Below are 26692 nucleotides of genomic sequence, written 5' to 3'. Positions count from 1 at the left end.
GTAAATATGTGGGAGCTTTTGCATTGTCGCTAAGCACCTGCTCACGCACTGTCACAAGTGCACATCCTTACTACTAGCAGTACTGTTTAATCGGTAACCAAACCATTAGCAGAACACTAGTAGTTGTTATGTAAGGAAACATAAATGAAACCGTCCCAACTAAAGTCGGCAATTATTATGCTGAGCTTTGCGGCTCCTATATTCACAACTCAAGCTAATAGCAACACCGATACTAATGAGGAGTTACGAGCTGAACTACAACAAATTCAGCAAAGGCTCGCCACGCTTGAAACCCAAGACAGTGAGTCATCTTTGCTTTCAGATACCCAGTTTAATTTTTACGGTTCTTTACGTCCGACATTCGGTCTTACCCATACCAATTCAGACGATGTGTGGGATGTTGGAGATGCTAACTCACGGATTGGTTTTGCGACGGAATACCAATTAGGAGATGGCCTAATGGCCTTTGCTAAAGGCGAGTTTAAAGTTGATATAAGAAATGATGGTGACTTTGGCGATGCACGAAAAGCCTATGTCGGAATCGAAGGTTTTTTAGGTCGGTTTGCTATTGGTAAGCAAGCAGTAACACAAGAAATCATTTACGATCCCGTCGATATTTTCAATCGTTCAGGAACCCCAATAGCCTATGACAGTGCAAGTCCATTTAGACTTAACAATCTAGTGACCTATAGAAAGCAATTCGGCGATATTTTGTTTTCTGCTGATGCCCAATTCGATGGTAACAAAGGAAGTGATGGGAGTGATTTTTTTAATACCGGTTTACGTTACAAAACAGACCTAATCTACATAGCCGCAGCGTTTTACACTAAAGAATTAGAAGACGGTACAGATGAAAATACCGTAGGTGTCACCTTAGCTAAAAACTTTGAGTCACTGTACCTAGCTGCTGCTTATCAAAGCATAGACAAAGACATCGCCGATGGTTCAACTCTTGATATAGTCGCAAGCTACTTCATCAATGAAACCTATAAAATTAAACTGGGGATATCTAAATACGATGATGGTGGCAACAATATCACCTCAGGTAATTATAATGCCTATAACACCACCTTTGAATGGCATAAAACATCGAAATTCAGTACCTTCATCGAATATCAGAAAAAAGACTTTGAATACCAAGAGACTGATGATCAAATTATGATCGGTATGCGCTATAACTTCGATTATAAGTTTTAAGCCGTAAATGAACTTCATGATTCAGTAAAAGTAATGGCCCCTATACTTATTAGAGTGCCATTAGATACTGTAAGCATGAGCAAACTAACCATGGTTAACATGGTTAACATGGTTAACTACTACTTTTAAATACACTAACAGTATAAATCTACCCCCCCCTGATATTCCGTTAAGAAAAAGCTACGGAGGATTAACGCATAATGTTAATTCTCCGTAGTGAATTATCCATAAAACATCAGAATATTCAGTACATAAATCGAAAATACTACAGACAGTAGTTAGAGAATTTGTCGAAAAAATCCAGAAAACTACAAACCTAGGCTTTGCAGAGTTCTACTGAACTAATCGTTTTCCAAGGAAAATGGATAAGAAACAAATAAAGGCATAATGAGGATGACATGAAGTCGGTGTTTTTCAAGGTAGTTGGCACTCTTTACTTAAATTTTAAGCTGCATTTCTTGTTTCTGTTTCAGACTTCTTATCTGGGTTCAGTGTGACTTCACCTACAGCGTCACAATTCCTTATACCGTTTGGCCAGCGTTTAGGATTTCTTGACCTCGCTTCCTCTAGCACTATCTTACGCTTAGATAAAATAGTCCTGTCTTGCATCGCATGACGCTCACTCGGTGACACAAAGTTGAGCTTGCTGTGTTTATGCTTAGTATTGTACCAAGTCACAAATACTTCGACCCATTCTCGTGCTTCGGTGATGCTTTTAAAGCCAGAGCTAGGCCATTCTGGCCGATACTTTAATGTTCTAAACAGCGACTCGGAGTAAGGGTTATCGTTACTGACACTCGGGCGGCTTAATGACGCGGTAACGCCTAACTCTTCAAGCTTGGCTTTCATTGTTAACGACTTCATCGGAGCACCATTATCTGAGTGCAATACCAGTGGCTTCTTAAAGCATTGCTCACGCAGCATATTGCGTTGCATTAACTCGGCCGCTAGCTCACCACATTCACGTTCATGGACTTCATAACCCACAACCTTACGGCTATAAATATCCTCAAACATATATAGATAATAAAAGCGTCCTTTGATGACCGAAGCTAAATAAGTGATATCCCAAGACCACACTTTGTTCGGCTCATCTGCAACATAAGCATCTGGTTTACTTCTTTTTGTTATGCTTTGGCTTCGTCCACGTCGATTTAATTGAGCATTGGCTTTTAACACTCGGTAAAAACTCGACTCTGAAGCGATATAGACCCCTTCATCAAGCAGCGTCGGCACGATTTGTGAGGGAGGTAGACTCGCAAACCTTGCCTCATTCGAGGTTGCCAGTATCAGCTTTTCCTCGTCATCACTAAGCTTGTTGGCTGGCTCCTGTCTTACCGCCGAGGGCCTTAAATCAGCTTGTACTTTTCCTGCTCGATACCAGCGCCGATACGTCCGCTTACTTAGCTCTGCTTCAGCGCAAGCCTTGTAAAGACGTGCACCGTGGGCATACGCTTCTTGTATTAAATTCACCAATGTTATGCGCTTAGGCAAAGGCGTTAACTCTCCTCGTTGTCGTCCTCCCAAAGCGCATTGAGCTTTTTTCTAAGCACCAGTAAAGCCGCTGTTTCTGCTAACGCCTTCTCTTTGTAGCGTAGCTCTCGTTGCAGGGATTTGATTTCTGCTTTGTCTGATTTGGCTTGCTGCTTAATCGTTTTGGCTTGAACTTCACTTGTCGTAAAGCCCCCTAAACAATCTTGTTTCCACTGCTGAACTTGTTCTCGAAACAAACCATTTTCTCGGCAATATTGGCTTACTTCAGCTTCAGACATTGGCGCTGTTTCAATGAGAACGGCAAACTTAGCTTCGGCCGACCAATCATTACTGGTCAATTTTTTACCTGGCACTGGGCGACCCTCTTTTTTAGCTTTATCGCGCCAATGATACAGGGTTTGGTAGGCGATCCCTTCACTACGTGCCACTTCCATGACGGTCATATTGTGGGGAGGCAATAACTTCTTTAAAACTGCTTCTTTACGTTCAGATGAATATCGTGCCATTGAGCTCTCATTGACCGCCCCCTCTATTTAATTATTGGATGATTTTAAGGGGTGACAACAATCCTGACACAGGGGGCCGTCTAGCGAACCACACCTAGCATCGTTAATCTGACTATCTGAAAATACCTGCTCAATGATAAATTCGGAGCATGTGATGAAAACTTACAGAACAGCGGCACAATGGCTGGAACTACTTCAGCAACGCAGCAATTTCAAAGGCACTAATATTGAATTCTGCCAACATCATAATGTCGCTATTACCACTTACTATAAACAACGTGCTTTACAGGCTGAGAACCAGCAAAACCCAAACCTTATTAAAGCCAGGTTTCAGCGCTACATCATCACGCTTTATTCAGATAAATCAAACCACCACTGAAGTCAGCGCACAAACTCATCAAAATGTGGTGCAGTTTGATATCCGCACAGGCCAGTTAATGTTTCCAGCCAATTTTGCAACGAACGAAATCGTTGCCATTATTAAAGGGCTAACGGCATGAAGATGTTTGTTGATGTGCCGATGTGGTCGATTTTCGTAAATCGATTGGCGCCACACTTTACAGCATTGTCGAAACCGCAAAGGTAGATAGTCTAATCCCATTTGATTACATCATGGGTTGCCTTGATGAACTGTGTAAACCAGAACCCAATATCGATAGCTTGTTACCCTGGAATGTTAAACAATAGGTGTGGTTCGCTAGACGGTTACTATCAAAGGGTTTCAATGAGTATTATAGAGATTGGTTTATGTGTTGTGTTCTCGGTCGATTATAACTATATTATCTGCTTAATGGACTAAAATCTCTAGTGTTTTGAGGTAGATGTGAACATAGTAGACGCCCTTGCTCTCAAGAAGTTAACGAACGTTGGGGATGAGACTGTCCTGTCCATCTTAAAGTTTTCAGCATATAGTGGATTGGCAACGCTCGAAGAACTGGTACACCACTCCTCCAATCTAAAAATCTCAAATGGTAAAGCTCGAGCAACTCTCGAAAGTTTCTTCGACGATGCGAACTTCCAGACTCTCAGGGACGAAGTACAAGCTGAGATTGATTCGTTCAAAAGTAAAGGAGTTGAGATTGTTCTCTTCGGTTCGAAAACCTATCCAATTTCGTTATACGATCTCCCGAAACCTCCTCCCTTTCTTTACTGTAAAGGCAATCTGAATCTCTTAAAGAATAGGCTTTCATTAGCTGTTGTAGGAACTCGTGAAAACACCCCCAAGGGTGAAACCATAACGATTAAAACTATTCAAAAATTCGCGACTTATGGCTTCACGATAGTCAGTGGACTTGCACTGGGTATCGATACAATTGCTCATCGAGCTGCATTAGACGCCAAAGCACCAACTATTTCTGTTCTTGTCGATGTGGAGTCGATTTCTCCCGCAAGTAATCGGGAACTCGCTAAGGAAATTTTGGATAGGGGCGGACTTCTAGTTGCAGAAAATGCACCAGGAACCAAAGCAATACCTGCGTTCTTTGCTAAGCGAGACAGGATACAAGCAGGTTTATCTACTGCCGTCTTTGCTATTGAAACTTCGATAGATGGAGGGACGATGCACGCAGTCAAATCTGCTAGCTCTATGATGCGCCCTGTCTTCGTTCCTGACGTACAGAAAGCTAAGTATCCAGATCTTACTATCAAAGCAATTTCAGGAACTCAACATCTAATTAACGAAGGGCTGGCGATACCCTACACGAGCGAATCTTATGAAGATATTCGTCTTCAATTAGTAGACGTTGCGAGTTCATTCGGATCGTTTAAATCAAACGGTGACCTGCTGTGATAAAGGTCATAGTCCTCGATCTTGATGATACGGTTATTGATACATCAAGCCTAGAACCACTTCGGTCAGCTGGCCGGTGGAGAGATATACCCAGGTACTATAATGGATGTGCCGTTTATCAGGACGTTGTCGGCCTTGTTACAACGGCTCGGTCAGTTGGAATCAAGGTTGCTATCTTCTCGAATGCGCCTTCGAATTACGTTCAGGGGCTACTCAAACACTTCAGTATCTCTGTTGACTATGTAGTTGCCTACCATGATGTAACGCAGCATAAGCCTAGCCCTGAGGGCGTTACTCGTATTCTCGAGTACTTCGATGTTAGCACCGACGAGTCCATTTATTTAGGAGATAGCAACCTAGATCGAGACAGTGCTTCGTAAGCGTCCGGCGAACTACGTCTTGTCTAGCCTAACCTGCCAGGGTAAGAGACTGTTGAGGTCACAATCAGGGTAGGATAATTGTTCTAAGCAGTGTTCGATGTAATCGAACGGGATGAGTCCATTCGCTTTAGCCGTTTCTATGATGCTGTACAAAATTGCACTCGCCTCAGCGCCGCGATGGTTGTGATTGAATAGCCAGTTTTTACGCCCTATCACAAACGGTTTTACTGCCCGCTCTGCACGGTTGTTGTCGATATTGAGGCGACTGTCTTGCGTGTAACAACTCAGCTTTGACCATTGATTGAGGCTGTAATGGATGGCTTTGCCTAGCGGACTTTCCTTTGATACTTGCAGCACTGATTTATCCAACCATTGCCTAAATAACCCCAGCTGAGCACGTGAGTGGGTGCGCCTAAAATACAATCGCTCTTCCAGGCTCAGTGCTTGTATTTGGGTTTCAATACGGTACAGCTTGGCTATCATGCTCAGCGCCATATCCGCTTTACTGATTTTGCCTACTTTGGGCTTGCCTTGTGCTATTAGCGCTTCTTTGAATTTACGCCGCGCATGAGCCCACGACTGCATGGATGCAGGAGGTAGAGCGACTCAGGAGACTAAGCCGAACAACCGACCAGTTTATTGTTTGCCTGCTGATAAGCCGCGTAGCCATCGACTTGTAAATAACCATTAAATACCGTTTGCTCGGTGGCCAGAAAACGGCTCACGCAGGTGCCCGCGCGGCTACCGTCTTGATAGTCGTACAGTACTATATTGCGCAAACCTTGATATCGAGGCTCAGTGCTTGGTTTATCCGCGCCAGCGCAATACACCCACATGTAGGATTTCACCCGCTCATCGTTAATCACTTTGAGCGTGGTCTCATCGGCGTGGATGACATCTTGTGTTAATAAATGGTGGTGGAGTAAATCATATAAGGGCTTGAACAGCGCTGCAGATTTCATCATCCAATCCGCCATGGTTTGCCGGCTTAAGGCGATACCATGTTGCTTGAACAGTGTTTCTTGCCGGTAAAGGGGTAATGCGTACTGATATTTACTGGTAATGAGCTGGCTTAACAAGCTTGGCGTCGCCACGCTTTTAGGGATAGGACTGACTGGCACGGGCGCTTGTTTGATATTGGCCTGGGTTCCTTTAGTCTCACAATGCTTGCAGCTGTATTTTAATCTAACGTGCTCAATCACACTGATTTGCGCCGGAATAAACTTCAGCTTCTCACTACTGTCTTGGCCCATTAACGCCAGCTCATGACCACAGCACTCACACTGCTTATCTTCATCACTAATATCATGGATAATCACTTCACGTGGCAGGTCTTTAGGCAGTAATTTACGCTTGGCGCGCTGTTTAGGTGACACTGGCGCGTCAGCATCTGCTGTTAATTCAACAGGCTCATCAACCGTCACTTCTGCTTCGTTAAACAACTCACCTTGATAGTCATGGCTTTCACTGCTGGCGCCAAAACGTTGTTGCTGTGCGAGGCGGAATTGTTCAAGCAAACGCTGCACAGAGTGTTTAAGTTCGGCGATTTCAGCGTCTTTCAACTCGATAACATTATCTTTAGCCGCCAGCGTCTCAAGCAATAATTGCTTAAGTAAATCAACGTCGTTGGGTAAGTTATCAGGGCTTAATTTCATGGTGTTATTATATCAAATATCCCATTAAATAAGGCTAAAGCAGTGATCTAATTATCGAAAACAGCCTTCGCAATGGCGATCAATTAACTGTAATTCAAGCCGTTCACATGCTGATGACCCAATACATCAAAGCCAGATAACAGCCAATGAAACTGTTGCTCAGATAAACTCAGGCACTCATCAATACTTTTCGTCGGCCACTTAAACTTATCCTGCTCGAGGCGTTTGTACCAAAGTGCAAAGCCGGTGTTATCCCAGTAGAGGATTTTTAATTTATCACGGCCTTTATTACAAAAGACAAACACACTGCCGTCGCTGGCCTGTAAGGATAATTGCTGCTCAACGATAACAGCTAAGCCATTTATCGATTTACGAAAATCCACCGGTGCACGGTGCAGATAAACACACGGAAGCTCACGAAACATCAACATGCTTGTAGGCCTTTTATAATCTCCAGCAGGTATCGTGCAGGCAAGGTGCTGGGGAAAGTCCATAAACCGGTTTGATGCTGAAAATGGATAGCCTGCCCTGAAGCGGAAGGTTGAGCTTGGGTTGTCATCGCTGTCGGCGATGTCACGGTAGCCTTAACAAACGGCGCTATCTGTTGGGTGCCCGTTTTAGCCATGTCCGCTTTGCGGGCGTAAAACCCACTAAGACTAAGCTTGTGCACACGACAAAAATTTGAAATCGTTAAGCCGCTAGCGGATTGCTGTTGTATCAAAGCAGCCCAATCTTGATGTGAACGTGTAGCCATGTTAACTCCTGATGTCATTATCAGTCGTTAAGATAAAGGCTAGATGAGTGCAGTTGAAGACGTACTTGCCCGGACGCATACAGTGCTTCCAATGCAGGGGTTGAGTTTTTTTCAGTAGATTGGGGTTCAGCCTCGGAGATCGATTCGTCACATAAGGGAGTAAGCAGTCTCTCAGAGCTTATTGGAAAAAACTCGACGCCGAGTTTCGCAACAACGGGACGTTCTGAGTTAATACAATCTGGAAATAAACTTCATCTGGGATTCTATTTAGATGGTGTCAAACAGGAAGTTTGGTCTTTCAAAGATAACAACCATCCTTCTGTACGACGCTGGGTTAACAAGGCTGTTGAGTTAGCTCCTTCATTTCCAGTCATAGATATTGTTGTTCGAGCGTTAGGTCACGCTGAGCTTAGGGCTGAAGGTGGCGATAGCGCATTAGATAGCTTGGGCAAATCGCTGGCTGTTGCTTTAGGGGCTTCTTACCAACCTAAGACATTAGAGAAAGATCACGTATTAGATAAGTCGACTAATTGCAGTGCAGCACAAAGACTACAGCAGGTCAGAGGGGTCTATAAAGCAGATGTTGATTCAATAGAAGCGAATTCAAATCCGACATTTCTGATCGTGGACGACGTATTAACTTCGGGGGCTACAACTGATGAGATAACACGCTGTCTAAATCAAGCCTTTCCTAATTCAAGTATTTACATTTTTACGTTGGTCAAAACTCTCTATAGATTGGAGCTAGGCACTGACAGCAATAATCAACAGCATAATAACCAACTGTTTTCAGATTTGTACAACCCAGTCATCGACTCGCTGGCGGATGAAAGTGAACTATCTGGATATGTCAGGCCGAAGTCTAGTAGCAGACTTGTAAGCAAGAAGTTTTCTGCTAACTACGCGAGAACCAACCATAACTTCATTTTCCACAATCTTCTCCAATATTCGATCTTGTCTGAAGCGGCGTCTGGTCAGATATTTGGAGCAATTCAAATTCTTAAGAACATGCTTCAGAGAGGGAAGCCAACAATAGCCTCGCGGAAACTGAGGAAGGCATTTGGCATTGAACTGGATCAGAACGCTCTTAATACACCAGCCCAGGCTCTTGTGTCAGATAAGCCAGTTTTTTGGAATAGATTGATTCGAGGCAACAAACAGTCTGGAAACTATCCAGCGAAAAGGTTTTATGATGAGCTGATCCCGAAGTACTTCGGTAAGTACATTTTTGTAAAACAACTAATGCTCCCAGAAGTCCAGATATACGATATTACTCAGGTCTACGTTGAACAATTCCAGAACCGACAGGTGGATTTTTACATTCCTCAAGTTGGCTTAATTATTGAGATAGACGGTCAGCAGCATCAAAATTCTCAGCAGTTAGATGAGATGAGGGATGTGTTTACTGAAACTCTGGGGCTGAAGACTGTTCGGATAACTGTTCAAGAACTGGCATCTGAGAACCAGTCATTTATCAATAAGATAAATTCGATTATTTCTCACATTCAGATCGTTGGTGGCCTAGAGCGTGACGGTGTCCTAATGCCTCCTAATGGTATTTCTTTATTGAATTACCAAGAGGCTTATGAAAATGGAGTCGATGTTACCGACTCGCGATTGAGGCTGACCTCGGCGTTGCGTTTCCAGATACTGTTATTGGAGCTTCTTGAACGCGGTCAGATCAGACTTGGAGAGTTGAAAAAACTATTCATAGTCAATCGTGATGAAACTGATTTTGCTGACGTGGCACTAGACGACCTGAACGATTTGTTATCGAATCTCTTTTGTCTCATCGGTATTGAAGAAAGGCGAATTGAAGTTACGCTGATCGAATCAGATGAGCTTCCGAGCGAGCGAACTAGTGAAAATATATACATCGACTTCAGCTTACTGGAGCGCTATGACGATTCCTTTCAAGTTACCCAGGACGTCATATATTCACGTACGGACTACTTCGATTTCTATCGATACTTTGAAAAATCTGATGTTGTTTCAATAGAAACCAGTCAATTGATTGACTATGACTTTTTCGAGCTTTCATGCAGTGATCCTATTTCCTACAAGCTAGATCTTAGCCCAGACAGCGAGCAGCGAGAGTCTCTGAGATACTTCCTCAGCAACCTGTTTCTACCATACTTAGAGGATGTAGATTTCAGGGAGGGGCAAGTTGGTATCATAGGATCTGCACTTTCGAGAAACGGCACAATAGGATTGTTGCCTACAGGTTCGGGTAAGTCGATTTGTTACCAGCTGTCTGCTGTCTTGCAACCAGCCATTAGCTTTGTCGTGTGTCCGATAAAGAGTTTAATGTATGACCAGAAAGCCGATTTGGATAGCATCGGTTTCACTCGAAGCAATTTTATTACTAGTGATTTGAAGGCAGGAGATAAGGCCAAAGTTCAGAGAGATTTCGGACATGGTAAGTACTTCTTCGTTTTCATATCGCCTGAGCGATTCCAAACCCATGCGTTTAGAAAAGAGATGTCGGCTATCGGACTAGATCTCTCATTTGCCTACGCGGTGATCGATGAAGCTCACTGTTTGTCTGAGTGGGGGCATGATTTCAGGACGTCTTACCTGAACCTAGCAAATACAATCGAACGGTTTGCTCCCAGTGCAAGTTATATAGGCCTTACTGCAACCGCATCAGTTAACGTCCTAAAGGATATTCAAACAGAGTTTGATATCCCCGATGACTTTGTCCGTACCCCAATGGACTTCACTCGCGAGGAACTCTCATTCCACGTTATCGACGATAAAGGCCTTAAAGTTGATGCAGTCGTCGAGCTTGTTTCTGAAATGGAGAGTAAATGGAATTCCGACGGGGAAGACGGCAATAAGGCGGGGATCATATTCACTGCCACAGTCAACGGAGATAAGGGTTGTCATAGCTTAGCGGGCCGAATTTCAACACTCTTGAAGATGGATGTTAGATATTTTTCGGGGTCTGCTCCGAAAATGGGTGGATTGCAGGGAGAGGCTTTCAATAGATATAAGCGCCAAGTTCAAGACGATTTTAAAGAAAATAAATACCGCCTTCTTACTGCCACTAAGGCATTCGGAATGGGTGTGAATAAGGGGAATATTGCCTATACGGTTCACTTCGGAATACCTGGGTCGATGGAGGCCTTGTATCAGGAAGCAGGCAGGGCAGGGCGACATAAAAAACTATTCAAGGAAGTACCCGCAGATTGCTATGTGCTTCTCACAAAAGAACCCAACTCAGCTATTCTCGACAAGATTTGGGACGCTAGCACGAACGTCGCAGATCTAAAGGCGTATGTGAAGGCATTGAGTCGCGATAGCGACCTGAATACAAATCTATTCCTGATGACAAACGGCTTGGACACAATCAATGATGAGTTCAAGTTGATGGCAAACGTATACAAATTTTTTATGCACAATCAAGAACACAACACGGTGACCATTACTGCTAGGCAGTTTGGTACGGAAAAGTTTAAATTGGAAAAGGCTATCTACCGTCTTTTTCAATTGGGTATTGTCTCTGACTGGGTAATCGAAGACTTTTTTAATGGCACGCTGTATGTCGAGTTCCAGTGCATATCGGAAGATGGTCTGGAAAAGAAAATTGAGCATACTGTCAGAAAGTATGATCCTGATTTCAAGCTCGCTGATGTGTTCAGTAGTGATAACCAGTATTACAAAATTCTCTGCGACAAGCTCAGAAAAGGGTCTATAGATAAATCACAATTTATCTTTCTTGTTCTTTTACTCTGGTCCTATGACCATTTTGTCTACAACCGCCGCCAGTCTCAGAAGAACGTTTATGAACAATGTAGTTTATTCGCTGAAGGCAGGATGGATGACAAAGAATTCAAGGAGAAGCTAGAGGGTTATTTCAGGCACGACAAGTCGAGCCAAATTCTGCTCCATATGGCTGAGAATTCTGCCTCGGCGGAGACATGGCCATCAGTATTCTTTGAAAATGATGAAGAAGAGGGCGCGCAACATCTAGTAGGCAGCGAGAAGATGACGATCCTACGTGGTCAGCTTTCTCGATTCTTAGAGTCATACAAAAATAATGCATTCTTGAACTACTTGAGTGGTGTGCTGCGACTAGCTTCCGATGAGTTTGATGATGCAGATGGAGAGCGAAGAATGGCAGCGTCGTTTGATCGGTTGATTAGTAATAATAGGGATGAAGCGCTAGAGCTGGTCAGAAAAACTATGCAGCTAAAGCCAATGTTCTCTGAAAATGCGCGAAGCCGCTTTGCTCGTTTGGTCCATGAGAAATTTGAAGATTTGGATGTTCTTGGGGAGGTAAATGAAGAGCTAGGGGATCCGTTCTCCTATCACACTTTGTTAGCTCCACTATCGAATAGACTTGAAAAACTTACCAGCCAATACAAGGGGATTAATTGGTGAATGACATACAGAAACTACACCGAGTAATCGATTCACTCGAAGAGCAATCTGCGCAAGTGGCAGAGTTTAATGGCCTGTTGAGCGCCGTAAACAATGCAAGAACTGAGATAGAGGCAGCGAAATCAACGCTCGTAAATCTAGCAACTGAACAGAGTGAATTGGTTACGAAGAACTCGAGTAAATTTGAAGAGTTTGAAGGTCGCCTGACGTCACTTAATGATCTTCTAGGCCAGATCAAAGATGATCAGTTGAAACTAAGGCGTGAGGTGACACAGTTTAAAGGTAGCCTGACGTCACTTAATGATCTTCTAGGCCAGATCAAAGATGAACAGTTGAAACTAAGGCGTGAGGTGACAGACTTGAAGTTAGTATCACCTGATCAGTTTGAACAAGGTCGCGCAGCTATTGATAGCTGCATTGTTAAACAATTTGCGGAATTGACCAGCAAGTTAGAGGCTACGGCGCAGTCTCAGAAAAGATCGATAAGTGGGCTACGAACCATCGTTGTTTTAGGTATCTTGGTGTTAGCTGGAGGTATCGGATTCCTGGCTAAGGATATGATTCTTTAGTTTTCAGGTTGTTCAATCAGTTTTTAACTGTAATCAATAAGTTGGAATACTGAATGGCGAGTCGTGGTGTAAACCGTGTGATTTTAATTGGTAATGGTGATGACCTGTCGGCCAACGATCTCAATCCGTATTACTACTTAGCACATCTATTTCGCGAGTTCCCCAAACTGATATCGTATGATGTTCTGTGAGTGATTTACTGCCGTGGAATGTAAGCGTCCGGCGAACTACGCCTTGTCTAGTTTATCCTCCCAGGGTAAAAGGCTGTTGAGATCGCATTTCGGGTAGGATAATTGTTCTAAGCAGTGTTCCCCCCTGTGTCAGGATAGTTGTTGCATGTTCTAATAGTGACATCGATTATACGAACTGATTTTTGACGGGCATTGTAATCCCCTTTAAATAAAAGCCGCTGGCACGGCCTTTGTTGTTTACACTATAATATGCACACCATTTTCTCGCGCTCGATCAATTAAAAATTCGAGAATGTGCTCGTTTTCGCCATCAACTAAAGCCCACTCATTGCAGTCTGCACAGAGTCCATCATCAAAACCGCTATTATCATGCTCAATTTGATTCAAAAATATTGGGCCGTTTTCCATAAGTTCATCTTCACTTTGATTTAAAGCCTTTAAACAGCACTGTAGCGACTTTCCTGTACTAAATTCCACAAAAAAGAAACCGTCTTCTGTTTTAGATTCTACGTTTGTTACTTTTAGATCGTTTAAGTTTTTCATGATAACTTCCTTAACTTTCTGCCTACCAAAGTGGCTGGCTTCTTAGTTATTAATTGAGAATGATTTAAATTATCGAACCTATGCCGCCCCTTCAACAATTATTTAAAATAATTTTCATTTTAGCCATTTTCCTATTATTTAATTTATACCAGTGCCTGAAATACCAGGGCGAGATCGCGAACGTTTTATGAACAAATTGAGTGTATGTATCCAACTACATTTGTTCGGAATGTTATCACCTCAAGAATGATTGGAAGTGATTCTATACTGAAAACATTCATTGTGAGCAAAAAATGCACACTCATGTGGTTGCCCTGCCTGAAATACGAGTTAAGAACTGCTCTGTAACGCATATATCCTGTGAGGGCTGTAAGTTTTAGCTGAGTAACAATTAGATTCCATACTGTAGAGTAAGTAGCTTGCCTTACGTGTTAGGTCATTTTCATTAAGAGCGATCCTCATTTCATATCTGCGTTGTTAGTAAAGTGGATCACTTAAAACAAGAGCTCTATGCCGCTGCTTGCTGCAGTGAAAATTCATTTTCTTTTGATATGAGATTCATTTAATTATATGGAGTGGTTAATAGAACCGATTTATTGTATTGCAGTAATTAAGAGTTGTTAGCTAGCAACTTGCCAAAAGACTCCAAGGTCTCAAAAATATTATCTGAATGCTCCATGACGGGTCCGTTCTATTAATCGCATCACCTCTAGCGCCCCTGTTTCAGTATATATTAAGCTAGCTGGTGATTTGCCATTCATATTTAAAGTTGGCTCTACAAGTCATTTGATAGTCTCTTGGCTATCAATGGCCATTAGCTTGATTGTAGAATCGACTACACGTATAAAACGTACATGGTGTTCGCTCTCTAAACTGGTCAGTTTGTCACTGATTTTGCGCCTAGAAAAATGACTTGGCTTAATGCATATTAATTTGAGCAGTAAAGATTGATGGGTATCTAGCTCTTTTGCTGTTTGATTCACTACATTTAGAGAAAGATAATACTAGATCTCTTGGATTAGAATAAACCCATGGCTTGCAGGAAGACCAACTCGTTCCCATAATTTGCGTGCTGTCTGGGGCCCCCTGTGTCAGGATTGTTGTCACCCCTTAAAATCATCCAATAATTAAATAGAGGGGGCGGTCAATGAGAGCTCAATGGCACGATATTCATCTGAACGTAAAGAAGCAGTTTTAAAGAAGTTATTGCCTCCCCACAATATGACCGTCATGGAAGTGGCACGTAGTGAAGGGATCGCCTACCAAACCCTGTATCATTGGCGCGATAAAGCTAAAAAAGAGGGTCGCCCAGTGCCAGGTAAAAAATTGACCAGTAATGATTGGTCGGCCGAAGCTAAGTTTGCCGTTCTCATTGAAACAGCGCCAATGTCTGAAGCTGAAGTAAGCCAATATTGCCGAGAAAATGGTTTGTTTCGAGAACAAGTTCAGCAGTGGAAACAAGATTGTTTAGGGGGCTTTACGACAAGTGAAGTTCAAGCCAAAACGATTAAGCAGCAAGCCAAATCAGACAAAGCAGAAATCAAATCCCTGCAACGAGAGCTACGCTACAAAGAGAAGGCGTTAGCAGAAACAGCGGCTTTACTGGTGCTTAGAAAAAAGCTCAATGCGCTTTGGGAGGACGACAACGAGGAGAGTTAACGCCTTTGCCTAAGCGCATAACATTGGTGAATTTAATACAAGAAGCGTATGCCCACGGTGCACGTCTTTACAAGGCTTGCGCTGAAGCAGAGCTAAGTAAGCGGACGTATCGGCGCTGGTATCGAGCAGGAAAAGTACAAGCTGATTTAAGGCCCTCGGCGGTAAGACAGGAGCCAGCCAACAAGCTTAGTGATGACGAGGAAAAGCTGATACTGGCAACCTCGAATGAGGCAAGGTTTGCGAGTCTACCTCCCTCACAAATCGTGCCGACGCTGCTTGATGAAGGGGTCTATATCGCTTCAGAGTCGAGTTTTTACCGAGTGTTAAAAGCCAATGCTCAATTAAATCGACGTGGACGAAGCCAAAGCATAACAAAAAGAAGTAAACCAGATGCTTATGTTGCAGATGAGCCGAACAAAGTGTGGTCTTGGGATATCACTTATTTAGCTTCGGTCATCAAAGGACGCTTTTATTATCTATATATGTTTGAGGATATTTATAGCCGTAAGGTTGTGGGTTATGAAGTCCATGAACGTGAATGTGGTGAGCTAGCGGCCGAGTTAATGCAACGCAATATGCTGCGTGAGCAATGCTTTAAGAAGCCACTGGTATTGCACTCAGATAATGGTGCTCCGATGAAGTCGTTAACAATGAAAGCCAAGCTTGAAGAGTTAGGCGTTACCGCGTCATTAAGCCGCCCGAGTGTCAGTAACGATAACCCTTACTCCGAGTCGCTGTTTAGAACATTAAAGTATCGGCCAGAATGGCCTAGCTCTGGCTTTAAAAGCATCACCGAAGCACGAGAATGGGTCGAAGTATTTGTGACTTGGTACAATACTAAGCATAAACACAGCAAGCTCAACTTTGTGTCACCGAGTGAGCGTCATGCGATGCAAGACAGGACTATTTTATCTAAGCGTAAGATAGTGCTAGAGGAAGCGAGGTCAAGAAATCCTAAACGCTGGCCAAACGGTATAAGGAATTGTGACGCTGTAGGTGAAGTCACACTGAACCCAGATAAGAAGTCTGAAACAGAAACAAGAAATGCAGCTTAAAATTTAAGTAAAGAGTGCCAACTACCTTGAAAAATACCGCCTCGAACAAGAAGACAATCACCGGAATCTGAACTATAGCTTTTTACATACCATTGCTCGTTATCAAGAAGTCGACTATCTGCGCTCGACTTAGTAGCATTTATATCTTTTCTTCCACCGTCACAAATTATTACTCTGACAGGCCAATTAAGGCGAGCTGCCTTTTGTAGAGAAAAATCCATCTTTATTGCGCGACGTGACTGAAGTGAACTAGCAGCATTTCTTGCTGTCTCTCTTAAATTTAATTTCTGAACAATTTCGTCATCTTGTTCCGACAAATTTTTGTACCAAAGATTAAGAACAATAATTTTCTTATTGTAATCCTCGTATGACCATTCATAGCAATACTTTGGATTCGATGCAGCTTTCTCTACCCCACCCTTAAAGTTTACCCAGTCACTAACATCTACTCCTGTCGATTCAACTAGGTCCATGACTCTATGACGGTTTGTTGGTTTTAAGAACTTTATATCCATATAACTCTCAACATGAAAAAATCACTTTTATTAAAATAATCTTAGTCATTTAGCAGTGTATTGCTTCATTAATATTTAATGAGTAACAAAAATTCTTCTGCATGACAGAATCTACCCAAACTATATTGCGCATACTGAATGGGAAAGAACTGCACTTTAATATGTATTAAAGTGCAGTTTTCGAGTTTTTAGTGCTTAATCAGAGCATTCTGCGTGTACTTGTGCAGATTCAGAGTAAAACTGAGCTTATGCACACAAATTGCATAAATAGTCATATTTTATGCATTTATAACTAACTTAGCTTGATGCAGATACAAATGAAAATTTGACTTCATATCACGATAACTTTTGTCATAGTCGAATCAAAGTGCTCAAACACGTTAGTGGACATTTCCGAGTTACGATGGGACGGAATCAGCAAAACTTTCAGATAACTTATTGTCTCTCAAACACGCTAATTAACTACAAAGTAGTGGCCAGTTTTGTAAAGCCGCTACAGAACGACTTCTAGTAATTGGTAGGTTTTCAGTATGCGATTGTCATAATAACTATCTAGCGGTATTAAAATCACTCTGATAGTGGTTATTACAAGGTCAAATTCTTTACTAACCAATGTTGATATTTCAAGTCATCCGGCCTTGTTTGGCCTTTTTTTAGCTTCTTCTTCACTTTTTCAAAGCAAATGTGACTTCCAGCAACGTTCAAGCTACCAACGATATCTGCATGGTTTTCATAGCTGCAATTGATGCATTTAAATTTGTCGCGGCATTGGCGGTTTTCTTTGGAAACATGACCACAAGAAGGACAGGTCTGAGATGTAAATGCAGCCCAAACCTTACAAGGGGCGGGCAAGCCTACTGCATTTAGTTTATAACCCAACATAGATTCAAGCCGCCCGTACTGTTGCCGAGACAGCATACGTCTGAAGTTATTTTTACGCTCAAATTTTTGGCGCTTCATTTTGGGGTTATTTTTTATATTACTTAGATCCTCTATAACAACCTGGCATTGATGTTTATCTGCCACTTTCACTATTTCATTAGTGATGTTGTGCATGAGGTTTGTAGTGTAATTAGTCCATCCTTTCACGTATTTACGGCCAATTTTCTGGCCTTCTTTCTGTTTTCTTTCCATTAATCGCTGGTGAAAGCGAAGTAGTTCACCTGAAAATGAACCTGTCTCAATAACTTCTCCTGAATCAGAATCGCGAACGGCATATGTAGCGATTTCTTCAATGCCTTGGTCAATACCTAAAACGTATTTGGACTCTCTTTTTTTAACGGTGAAGCTCACGCTAACCATCAAAAAAAAACGTTCGCCATCAAGCACCAGTTTAGCGTTTTTTGCATCACCGTTTTCAAGTGCTTCTATTTGCGTATTTGAACAACTAAGCGGCAGTAACATGCCAGTTTTCGTTTTCTTCTTTATGTGTAAACCTGTCCGGATATCAACCATGTCTATCAAAAGCGGGGAAACGCGTTTGTCATCTGCCTTCCATGTATTCACAAAGGCGAACAACCGGCCTTTAGTATCTCGCAAAATCATAAATCCATCTTGGATACGATATTTTTCAAATGTCAGTGGACGATATGCTCTCGTATCTAATGTCGCAATTGAATTTTTAGCCTCTACCTCAGTCTCCCTACTTGTAGAGCGAATAAGCACATCTAACCAATACTGATAGTCAAACTCTTTGTTTAGCTTGGAGGGGTAGGCCGCATCCTGACCTGATAGTGATAGCTCTACAAAAGAACTGATTTGAGACTTAACCGTTTCAATAACAGAGGCTTTTACAGCATTCCCAAACGGTAAAGGTTTTACTATTTCTTGAATTTTACTCTGGATTTTATGTAATGCATCTCTACGTTCTTTTGGGGTTTCAAGCATCAACATTTTGTTAGCATCGTCTTCGCAGGATGCCAATGCCTTGTAGTAGAGCATATCGGATTGCTTGTAAGTTTGGAGTAGTTTCTTGCGTTTTGAACTGGATGGGTTATGAATTTCGAAACGATAAGTCTTGAACACACTCATTGTGCCAGGAGCAGCTTTAGTACGCATTTATATATCGCCTCGATGTCACTGATATGCCACACACTCGATAGTGAACGAAAGCAGCTCAAGCCTTGTCGAACTTGAAAACTTACATGCCACACACTCGATAGTGAACTCATCGCCGTTGAATATTTCCATCACAGTGAACTTACATGCCACACACTCGATAGTGAACATAGCCGAGTAAAACGAGGGAATGACTTGAAACTTACATGCCACACACTCGATAGTGAACGGCAAGGCTTGCTGTCAGTGTTCTGCCGTGTACTTACATGCCACACACTCGATAGTGAACTCATTTTAACTTTCATCGTTCATTACCTCTTGCTTACATGCCACACACTCGATAGTGAACTGTAGCGGGACACGGCGAGAGTCACTGTATTGCTTACATGCCACACACTCGATAGTGAACTGATCAACGGCGGCTTGGGTATGGGTGCTGCTCTTACATGCCACACACTCGATAGTGAACGCATAAGCGCTAAAAATGCCGCTCAAGTTAACCTTACATGCCACACACTCGATAGTGAACTAACCTTCAATTCTACGCAACTACTCTACGGTCTTACATGCCACACACTCGATAGTGAACCCAGGTGGCACGTCATACGGTTATGCAAGTAACTTACATGCCACACACTCGATAGTGAACTTGGTTGCACATCAACACCTATGGGTGATAGCCTTACATGCCACACACTCGATAGTGAACAATGGATACACGCTAGGGTCGCTGATACCTAACTTACATGCCACACACTCGATAGTGAACGTCTGCTTAATTGGACGGCTTGCATTACCCATCTTACATGCCACACACTCGATAGTGAACTATAATGCGCAAGGCAATGCTGTGACGCCAACCTTACATGCCACACACTCGATAGTGAACAATAAGCTATTATCCCAATGTTGCAAATTTTCAACAAGTTGCCTCAATTCACCGAGTTATACCCTTTTATTTAGCGCAAATGTAATCACACAATAAATCAAGACCTTACGGCTTCACGTAAAAATAAGGTATTTTAAAGAGCAAATTCACTATCGTAGTGTCAGCTAAACGAATTACGTTCTATGTCTCGAAGCAGTGCTCCTAAACGTTCATAGCTATTGACTTTAGACCTCTCCAAGTTAAGCCTATAAATAGGTCATACAGCTTTGGACAAAGTACAAGGGTGGTAAGATAAATCTCAATAGGAGAACCGCACCCAATACAGAGTATAAACATAAGGGCATGGAAGTAAACATCAATTAAGTGCAAGATAACTCAACATAGTTTTCAAACGGAGTAGTGCGGATGAGTGATAGAAATAGGTAAATGAAATCACCTTGCTTCATGTTTGCCAGTTCAAAATCCAAGGCCCCCTTAACGGGTTTAAATTCTTTAGAATTTGATGCTTGCTTTCATCTAGAGCGTAATCCATCAATCGCAACCATTGGAATTCCCGATGCTAGCTGGACTTATGTGATAAACGGTAATGTTAAACAGCACATGTGTAGTGGTATAGATAATTTGGCCACTCAATTGAAGGTTATATTAGTTTTTTGAGGGCAATACAAACAACTAAACTTCGGGATATACTCAAGTGAATTCAAACTGCAGGTTTTAATTTCTGAAAGTTATCATTAATTGTATCACCGAGTGTATCGGCAATATCGGGGAGGGTGATGCTAAAAAAGTCAGTGATTTTTCGTCGGAATTCTTTTGTCGTTGCGAAGTATTGCCCATTCCTCGCATGTTTATTCATTACCTTCCACAATCGTTCTATTGGGTTTAAATTTGGACTATAAGGCGGCAGGTAATGCAATGTTATATTCAGATTTTTAGCCTCTTTAACTACTAAGGCATTTCGATGGTATCCAGCGCCATCAAGCACCAAATGGATAACACCACTTGTTGAGTAACGCGCTCTAATTTGGTTTAAAAAATCGATGATGGATGCACCGTTAACCGTTTTGCTATATTGCTCAATGACCGCTTCTGTTAAGTGACCAAGTCGGATTGCACCAACCACGTTAATACGGGTTCGGCTTCCCGTCGTTTCTATCGGTTTATCAACGCCTTTTTTTATCCAGCCTGCGGTGATTTTTGTGGCTTGGGTCGGATGAACCGCATCCATAAATAATAACGGTTCATCAGGGGTTAACGAGGATTTTAGTTGCTCATAATATTCAATGAAAGCCGTTTGTTTGTCTTCATCAAATTTGTGAGGAACCCCTTTAGGGTTTTTATAGCTGAACTGATGTTTATGCAGCCATTTATTGAGGCCTGACACTGTGTACTTAATCTGAAATTGTTCTGAGATATAAGCGACTATTTGATGGCTATGCAAGTAGGTCACCTCACACAGGTGTGCAATCAATAGTTCAGTTTGCTCTTGACTCAGATAACTTAAGGAGCCGCCACTATTACACGTGAGTTTTTGGTCGTGAGCATAGGCATCAATGTATCGAACTACGGTCGTTTCGTGAATACGTAACGCTTGGGCAATCATTGGCGTTGGCCAATTTTCATCGCGTAGTAAAATGGCTTTAATGCGATCACACTCACGCCTATCACTCGAGCTTTTATGTCGAGTTTCCAATGCTACTTTTTGTTCTGGCGAGAGTGTAATTTGTTTCATGGGGCTATGATGATCCCATTTGGGACAAAATCAAGCATTTTCAATGATCACGGGTATATATCCATTTCAAACACGTAATGGGGCAAAAGTTTGTTAGATTTAGCAGAACTGCATTGGAACTAATTTAACTCAAGTGAGGCGATGACCTTAACAGCGATTTCTTCAGGGCATTCTCCATATGATTGCTGGAGACTAATAAATGATTCAGCATTAAAGCAGACGCTTATGACATCCAAAGGTGTTCCTTTAAGTGTTTGCATTGGAAAAGTCACCATATTGTCATCGATACTTAACTGCTCCCAAATAATAATTTGACCTTCCTTGTCTCGTAAACACCTAGACTCTTTTAATTCTGAGGGGTTACTGGTGATTGGCACCACTTAAAGAACTGAAATATGGCAGCTAAGCACTCTTTATTGCTTTTGTAGCTTCAGCCTTGAGTCAGTAAAGCATCGCGATAGGTCATCGCATCAGCACTGGTGATGTCATGCACACATTTATGTTCAGCTTTAAGCTTGGTTTTAAGAGTAGATTTTGATGATACGGTATCAATAAAATGCCGAGTACGCTGCTCAAGCTGCTTGATAGAGAGAGGCCTGATGGCTGATTTTTGTTTTGAGATAATAAATGCGCTTAATGCTTCGTTTAACCCAATAACAGGCTTTGGTTGGGCGATAGCGGTAGTTTCACGGTGTTTGTCCCTAATAGGGATAGCATGAGATTTAGGCGTGATATTGAACGTGATATCCGTTTCATTACCATCAAACTGAGCCCTGAAATGGTTAATGACCTCATCAACGTAGCCAATAAAGTCATTAATACGTGTTTGATGGTCGATAGACTTGATGATTTTTTTGAGTGCTCCGGCAATATCAATGTTACGGATGACTGCTTCTGCTCTGTCACGAGTCAGTAAGGAGACTTTTACGTCAAAGGGAAAGCCCTTGTCGCGTAAATATTTGGCTAAACAGATACGTGTGAAGTATACGTTGTTGGATGCTCGATAAAGATACATTGTCTGAGTCAATCCTTATGGAGAGCCCCTCAAACACCAAAAACAAAAAAGTCGTTGATTATAAACGGCTTTTCTCGTATTTAATGTGGCGGAGGGATAGGAGTTTGAACCCAAGCAATCAGCCAAAAAAATTAAATTTCATTATAATCAATAACTAATCGAAAAAATTCACTTCTCAGAAAGTGAACATTAGTAGTTGATATATGACATTTGAATATTTCTCGAGTAAATTATCAATGATTAATGCAAGGCAACCGCTGAGTATGCGTTTTTTGCTCACAATAAATAGTTTCAATATAGAATCAATTCCAATCATTCATGAAGTGATAACATTCCGAAAAAATATAGATTGATAAATACACTCGATTTGTTCATAAAACGTTCGCGCTCTCGCCCTGTTTAAATGCCCACTCTCAATTCCGAAGTACGATACTATAAAAATTAATGTGCTTTTATATAATTTATGGCAGTATGTTAAGTAAATTTAGAACATATATAAAATATAGTAAGATGATCTAAACTAGGTCACTAAACGTTAACAGTTCACCTGTATAACAAATACAGAAGTGATTCAATCTACGTTTACTACCTTAAAAATTACCATTAACGAATATAGTAAACAAGAGTATTTTATGTTTAATTTTAAAAAAATTTATTATATTAGTTCTCACAAACAACTCAGTGATGATTTTGGTGGTTATTTTCCAAAAGAAATAACTAACGACAATAGTGACTTCACGTTTGAAGTTAAAATTATAAGTAAAAAACTTCAAAAAATAATAAACTTTCCAGATTTTATAAAGAAAACAATGTTAGCAACTATTAATGATAAAATCTCATGGTCTGAGCCATATCTTATTTTTAAAAAAATGAAAAGTGAACTATTCAAAGCGTTTAGACAAAAAAAATATATTCCTAGATATCTAAGGACTTATAAGAAATACTCGCATACGAAAATAGACTCTATAAAAACTAAATTCATTGAATTATCATACATTACAAAAATAATTTTAGGATCAACCTTGTTAACTATAACTTTAATTTTAATATTAGTTATAATCACAATGTTAACTCCATTATTTATAACCTTCTTGTTATTTAAAATATCTATTAAATTATTGTTTCTACCGCAGCCTGATGAAACCACACTAGCATATTTTCATGACACTTTAACTAAAGATGGTATGATTATTTATGCACAAAAAAGTTATGGTTTTTCACTTGAAAATTACTCTGACCTCATTTCTCACGAACACATACATATTATTCAATCTCGTTTATTCAACATGTCAGGAATCGTTGAGGAAAGATCTGTCAAATTTACAAGATCTAATGGGGATTGCTTATCAATTGTCAGTGGGGAATATGTTCGTTACATACCATATCTTTTGAATATAAATGAATTAGAAGTTAGATTGCATGAGTTAATTTGCTCTTACTACTTGTTCAGTTATAAAATACCTCTCAATTTGTTTGATTTTATAAGCCTATTTGCAAACCACAATCTATCTCTTGCTATATATCCTAATTACATTAATGATAAAATTCAACAAGGAGTTCTTCCAGTCGATTTTATTGAAAATCATGAGAAAAATTCATTTAAATCTAAACATGAATTATTAGATATGGATATTTTTGTTATATTCACTTCCATTGAACAAGAATTTCATCGCCCATTTATTGAAGAGGTTTTATTTACAGTTTATTGTCAGTTATTGAAGTATTATGGAGATGAGAAAATTTCTAATAAAATAGCTAACGAAATACAAAAACCAAATATGTATGATAAATTATACAATTAATTTATCCAGGGCTACCGCATGAGTGTGCAGGGCAAACGCATGAGTGTGCGTTTTTTGTTCACAATGAATGTTTTCAGTATAGAATCACTTCCAATCATTCTTGAGGTGATAACATTCCGAACAAATGTAGTTTGATAAATACACTCAATTTGTTCATAAAACGTTCGCGATCTCGCCCTGCATGAGTGTGTTTTTTTATCACTATGAATGATTAGAATACTGATTTACTTCCAATCAATCATGAAGCGATAACTTACTGAACAAATGAAGTTGTAAAAACATACTAAAAGTGTTCAAAAAATGTTCGCGCTCTCGCCCTGAATCAATTCATTCGGTTAAGCAGCACAATCTAGCCATTAAATAATGGTTTATATAGAAAAGCACATCAATACTTCTAGTAAATATTTCTCAACAAATAAAGTCAGCATGTATGTTTCTGAGAGTACAGTTTTAGTAACGTAATTTTGCTATTTTTAGTAGTAAATGAAAACATCTAGATCGTCATAATGAGATAGCAAACGCTGAATACACTGGAGATTACTTGGCAATGGACTGCTTACTCATTAAAGAGTAACAAGTTTTGAGGCATAAGCGAGCTAACCGTTCATTTAGATGCCTACAAACCAACTGATTTACAACGACTATCGACCACTGTATTTGCATTCCCCTGAAGGTTTTCAATACGTTTTGACCGCTTACACTCCCACTTCGAAACAGGATCTTGTTTGTCCCAAACTTGCATTAATTGACTTTGTTGTTTACTCATTTTGTATTTGGGGTAAGTCTGCTCCATATACATGTGTGTTCGAGCTATAACGCCACGAGCAGCTATTGGTGGTTGTGCCTTACGATTATCTATACTCAAGTGAATTCAAACTGCAGGTTTTAATTTCTGAAAGTTATCATTAATTGTATCACCGAGTGTATCGGCAATATCGGGGAGGGTGATGCTAAAAAAGTCAGTGATTTTTCGTCGGAATTCTTTTGTCGTTGCGAAGTATTGCCCATTCCTCGCATGTTTATTCATTACCTTCCACAATCGTTCTATTGGGTTTAAATTTGGACTATAAGGCGGCAGGTAATGCAATGTTATATTCAGATTTTTAGCCTCTTTAACTACTAAGGCATTTCGATGGTATCCAGCGCCATCAAGCACCAAATGGATAACACCACTTGTTGAGTAACGCGCTCTAATTTGGTTTAAAAAATCGATGATGGATGCACCGTTAACCGTTTTGCTATATTGCTCAATGACCGCTTCTGTTAAGTGACCAAGTCGGATTGCACCAACCACGTTAATACGGGTTCGGCTTCCCGTCGTTTCTATCGGTTTATCAACGCCTTTTTTTATCCAGCCTGCGGTGATTTTTGTGGCTTGGGTCGGATGAACCGCATCCATAAATAATAACGGTTCATCAGGGGTTAACGAGGATTTTAGTTGCTCATAATATTCAATGAAAGCCGTTTGTTTGTCTTCATCAAATTTGTGAGGAACCCCTTTAGGGTTTTTATAGCTGAACTGATGTTTATGCAGCCATTTATTGAGGCCTGACACTGTGTACTTAATCTGAAATTGTTCTGAGATATAAGCGACTATTTGATGGCTATGCAAGTAGGTCACCTCACACAGGTGTGCAATCAATAGTTCAGTTTGCTCTTGACTCAGATAACTTAAGGAGCCGCCACTATTACACGTGAGTTTTTGGTCGTGAGCATAGGCATCAATGTATCGAACTACGGTCGTTTCGTGAATACGTAACGCTTGGGCAATCATTGGCGTTGGCCAATTTTCATCGCGTAGTAAAATGGCTTTAATGCGATCACACTCACGCCTATCACTCGAGCTTTTATGTCGAGTTTCCAATGCTACTTTTTGTTCTGGCGAGAGTGTAATTTGTTTCATGGGGCTATGATGATCCCATTTGGGACAAAATCAAGCATTTTCAATGATCACGGGTATATACGCATATCACAACTACCAAAGTCAGACACCGCTGAGGGCAGCATAGTAAAGTTGTAGTTGCTGCGTAGTGCGTTTACAGCACCGATGGCAGGGAAAAGATTGTGCATATCGGCTTGCATATATCGATACTCTGTATTCATCTTCTCAGCACACTTACGTCCCTTAAACGACTTACCTTTGCTATCGACACAACTCTTGTGACCATCACGCCACTCACTGAAGGCTCTGCCAAAGTTCTCCGCCGGAACTACATGTTCCCACTCAACCAGTTTTGCCCGTTTAATGTATTTAGAAGTAACAAAACCTGTAGGTGCTTCGATGTTCTTTTTAGCGTCAAATTTAGCACCACAGTAGATGGTCACGCGGTGATCTTGGTAGACCTCCCGCTTGAGCATCTTCTTTGCTTTGTTGAATGAATCATTAGATGTATTTCCTGCTTCAATGGCTGTTGAGCTGAGAGCCAGTAGAAAGAGTAATAGGCCAATTTTGAGGAGGTTCATTGAAAACTTCAAGCTAAGGAACAGTGACTAGATAATGCCT

The 26692-nt window shown here is 41.1% G+C and carries 18 protein-coding genes, 2 pseudogenes and 1 CRISPR repeat array; of the genes and pseudogenes, 8 read left to right on the top strand and 12 right to left on the bottom strand.

The features are described from left to right. Positions 1–144 precede the first annotated feature (144 nt). Positions 145–1197: a porin gene (locus tag HNW13_RS00415; RefSeq protein ID WP_192114318.1), complete on the top strand. Its 1053-nt coding sequence runs from the start codon at positions 145–147 to the stop codon at positions 1195–1197. 444 nt (positions 1198–1641) lie between these two features. On the opposite strand, the gene HNW13_RS00410 is transcribed toward HNW13_RS00415, so the two are convergent. Continuing rightward, a protein-coding gene (locus HNW13_RS00410) for an IS3 family transposase (protein WP_192114312.1) occupies positions 1642–3197 on the bottom strand; the annotation gives its coding sequence in 2 pieces (ribosomal slippage) (positions 1642–2744 and positions 2744–3197; 1557 coding nt in all). Positions 3198–3351: 154 nt separating this feature from the next. Here HNW13_RS00410 and HNW13_RS00405 point away from each other — a divergent pair. The 3 genes from HNW13_RS00405 to HNW13_RS00395 all read left to right on the top strand — a co-directional run bounded on the left by HNW13_RS00405 (position 3352) and on the right by HNW13_RS00395 (position 4986). Beyond that, entirely contained in the window at positions 3352–3576 is a 225-nt protein-coding gene (locus HNW13_RS00405) for a hypothetical protein (protein ID WP_243756153.1), read from the top strand. A gap of 143 nt (positions 3577–3719) precedes the next feature. Next, positions 3720–3884: a hypothetical protein gene (locus HNW13_RS23455; protein WP_347813069.1), complete on the top strand. Its 165-nt coding sequence runs from the start codon at positions 3720–3722 to the stop codon at positions 3882–3884. 136 nt (positions 3885–4020) lie between these two features. After that, a complete protein-coding gene (locus HNW13_RS00395; RefSeq protein ID WP_192114317.1) occupies positions 4021–4986 on the top strand; it encodes a DNA-processing protein DprA in 966 nt (321 codons plus the stop codon). A 392-nt stretch (positions 4987–5378) separates the two neighbouring features. Here the strand turns inward: HNW13_RS00395 and HNW13_RS00385 are convergent. The 3 genes and pseudogenes from HNW13_RS00385 to HNW13_RS00375 form a co-directional block, all read right to left on the bottom strand. Next, positions 5379–7021: pseudogene (locus HNW13_RS00385) on the bottom strand (IS66 family transposase). 83 nt (positions 7022–7104) lie between these two features. Continuing rightward, entirely contained in the window at positions 7105–7452 is a 348-nt protein-coding gene (gene tnpB, locus HNW13_RS00380; RefSeq protein WP_208062782.1) for an IS66 family insertion sequence element accessory protein TnpB, read from the bottom strand. Beyond that, positions 7446–7775 (bottom strand): IS66 family insertion sequence element accessory protein TnpB, encoded by a 330-nt coding sequence (locus tag HNW13_RS00375; RefSeq protein WP_208062781.1) that lies wholly within the window; start codon positions 7773–7775, stop codon positions 7446–7448. Before HNW13_RS00375 ends, tnpB begins: the two co-directional genes overlap by 7 nt. A 444-nt stretch (positions 7776–8219) precedes the next feature. Here HNW13_RS00375 and HNW13_RS00370 point away from each other — a divergent pair, with 444 nt between their 5' ends. Both HNW13_RS00370 and HNW13_RS00365 read left to right on the top strand, forming a co-directional pair. Then, positions 8220–12161 carry a RecQ family ATP-dependent DNA helicase gene (locus tag HNW13_RS00370; protein ID WP_208062779.1) on the top strand — a complete coding sequence of 1314 codons (3942 nt, stop codon included), beginning with the start codon at positions 8220–8222 and terminating at the stop codon, positions 12159–12161. Further along, positions 12158–12730: a hypothetical protein gene (locus HNW13_RS00365; protein WP_192114315.1), complete on the top strand. Its 573-nt coding sequence runs from the start codon at positions 12158–12160 to the stop codon at positions 12728–12730. Before HNW13_RS00370 ends, HNW13_RS00365 begins: the two co-directional genes overlap by 4 nt. Before the next feature lie 428 nt (positions 12731–13158). On the opposite strand, the gene HNW13_RS00360 is transcribed toward HNW13_RS00365, so the two are convergent. Further along, positions 13159–13464 carry a hypothetical protein gene (locus tag HNW13_RS00360; RefSeq protein ID WP_192114314.1) on the bottom strand — a complete coding sequence of 102 codons (306 nt, stop codon included), beginning with the start codon at positions 13462–13464 and terminating at the stop codon, positions 13159–13161. Between the two features lie 1158 nt (positions 13465–14622). Between HNW13_RS00360 and HNW13_RS00350 the strand changes: the two genes are divergently transcribed. Continuing rightward, positions 14623–16178 (top strand): IS3 family transposase gene (locus tag HNW13_RS00350; protein ID WP_192114312.1). Its coding sequence is split into 2 segments (ribosomal slippage): positions 14623–15076 and positions 15076–16178, totalling 1557 coding nucleotides; the frame shifts between segments, so codons are not numbered across the junction. Here the strand turns inward: HNW13_RS00350 and HNW13_RS00345 are convergent. The 4 genes from HNW13_RS00345 to HNW13_RS00330 form a co-directional block, all read right to left on the bottom strand. Beyond that, on the bottom strand, positions 16175–16693 hold the full coding sequence (locus HNW13_RS00345; RefSeq protein ID WP_192114311.1) for a hypothetical protein: 519 nt from the start codon (positions 16691–16693) through the stop codon (positions 16175–16177). The two genes, HNW13_RS00350 and HNW13_RS00345, sit on opposite strands and share 4 nt — an antisense overlap. A 585-nt stretch (positions 16694–17278) precedes the next feature. Further along, the gene (locus HNW13_RS00340) at positions 17279–18751 is read right to left on the bottom strand and encodes a zinc ribbon domain-containing protein (protein WP_192114310.1); all 1473 of its coding nucleotides are present in this window, start codon (positions 18749–18751) and stop codon (positions 17279–17281) included. A gap of 21 nt (positions 18752–18772) precedes the next feature. Beyond that, positions 18773–19640: direct repeats of the CRISPR family, unit length 28 nt; unit sequence CTTACATGCCACACACTCGATAGTGAAC. A 700-nt stretch (positions 19641–20340) separates the two neighbouring features. Next, a complete protein-coding gene (locus HNW13_RS00335) occupies positions 20341–21372 on the bottom strand; it encodes an IS630 family transposase (protein ID WP_124013279.1) in 1032 nt (343 codons plus the stop codon). 430 nt (positions 21373–21802) lie between these two features. Next, the gene (locus HNW13_RS00330; RefSeq protein WP_192114309.1) at positions 21803–22387 is read right to left on the bottom strand and encodes a hypothetical protein; all 585 of its coding nucleotides are present in this window, start codon (positions 22385–22387) and stop codon (positions 21803–21805) included. Positions 22388–23019: 632 nt separating this feature from the next. Between HNW13_RS00330 and HNW13_RS00325 the strand changes: the two genes are divergently transcribed. After that, the gene (locus HNW13_RS00325; RefSeq protein ID WP_192114308.1) at positions 23020–24189 is read left to right on the top strand and encodes a hypothetical protein; all 1170 of its coding nucleotides are present in this window, start codon (positions 23020–23022) and stop codon (positions 24187–24189) included. A 616-nt stretch (positions 24190–24805) separates the two neighbouring features. On the opposite strand, the gene HNW13_RS00320 is transcribed toward HNW13_RS00325, so the two are convergent. The 3 genes and pseudogenes from HNW13_RS00320 to HNW13_RS00310 form a co-directional block, all read right to left on the bottom strand. After that, complete coding sequence (locus HNW13_RS00320; protein WP_279575191.1) at positions 24806–25054, bottom strand: endonuclease; 249 nt, start codon at positions 25052–25054, stop codon at positions 24806–24808. Positions 25055–25060: 6 nt separating this feature from the next. Continuing rightward, positions 25061–26092 (bottom strand): IS630 family transposase, encoded by a 1032-nt coding sequence (locus HNW13_RS00315; RefSeq protein WP_124013279.1) that lies wholly within the window; start codon positions 26090–26092, stop codon positions 25061–25063. 56 nt (positions 26093–26148) lie between these two features. Continuing rightward, positions 26149–26652, bottom strand: a pseudogene (locus HNW13_RS00310) (endonuclease); the annotation flags it as partial. Positions 26653–26692: the final 40 nt, after the last annotated feature.

It is taken from the genome of Shewanella sp. BF02_Schw, from assembly GCF_014596695.2.
Taxonomy (GTDB): Bacteria; Pseudomonadota; Gammaproteobacteria; order Enterobacterales; family Shewanellaceae; genus Shewanella.
The sequence above is the reverse complement of the archived record's forward strand: the minus strand, read 5'-3'. Positions and strand labels throughout refer to the sequence as shown.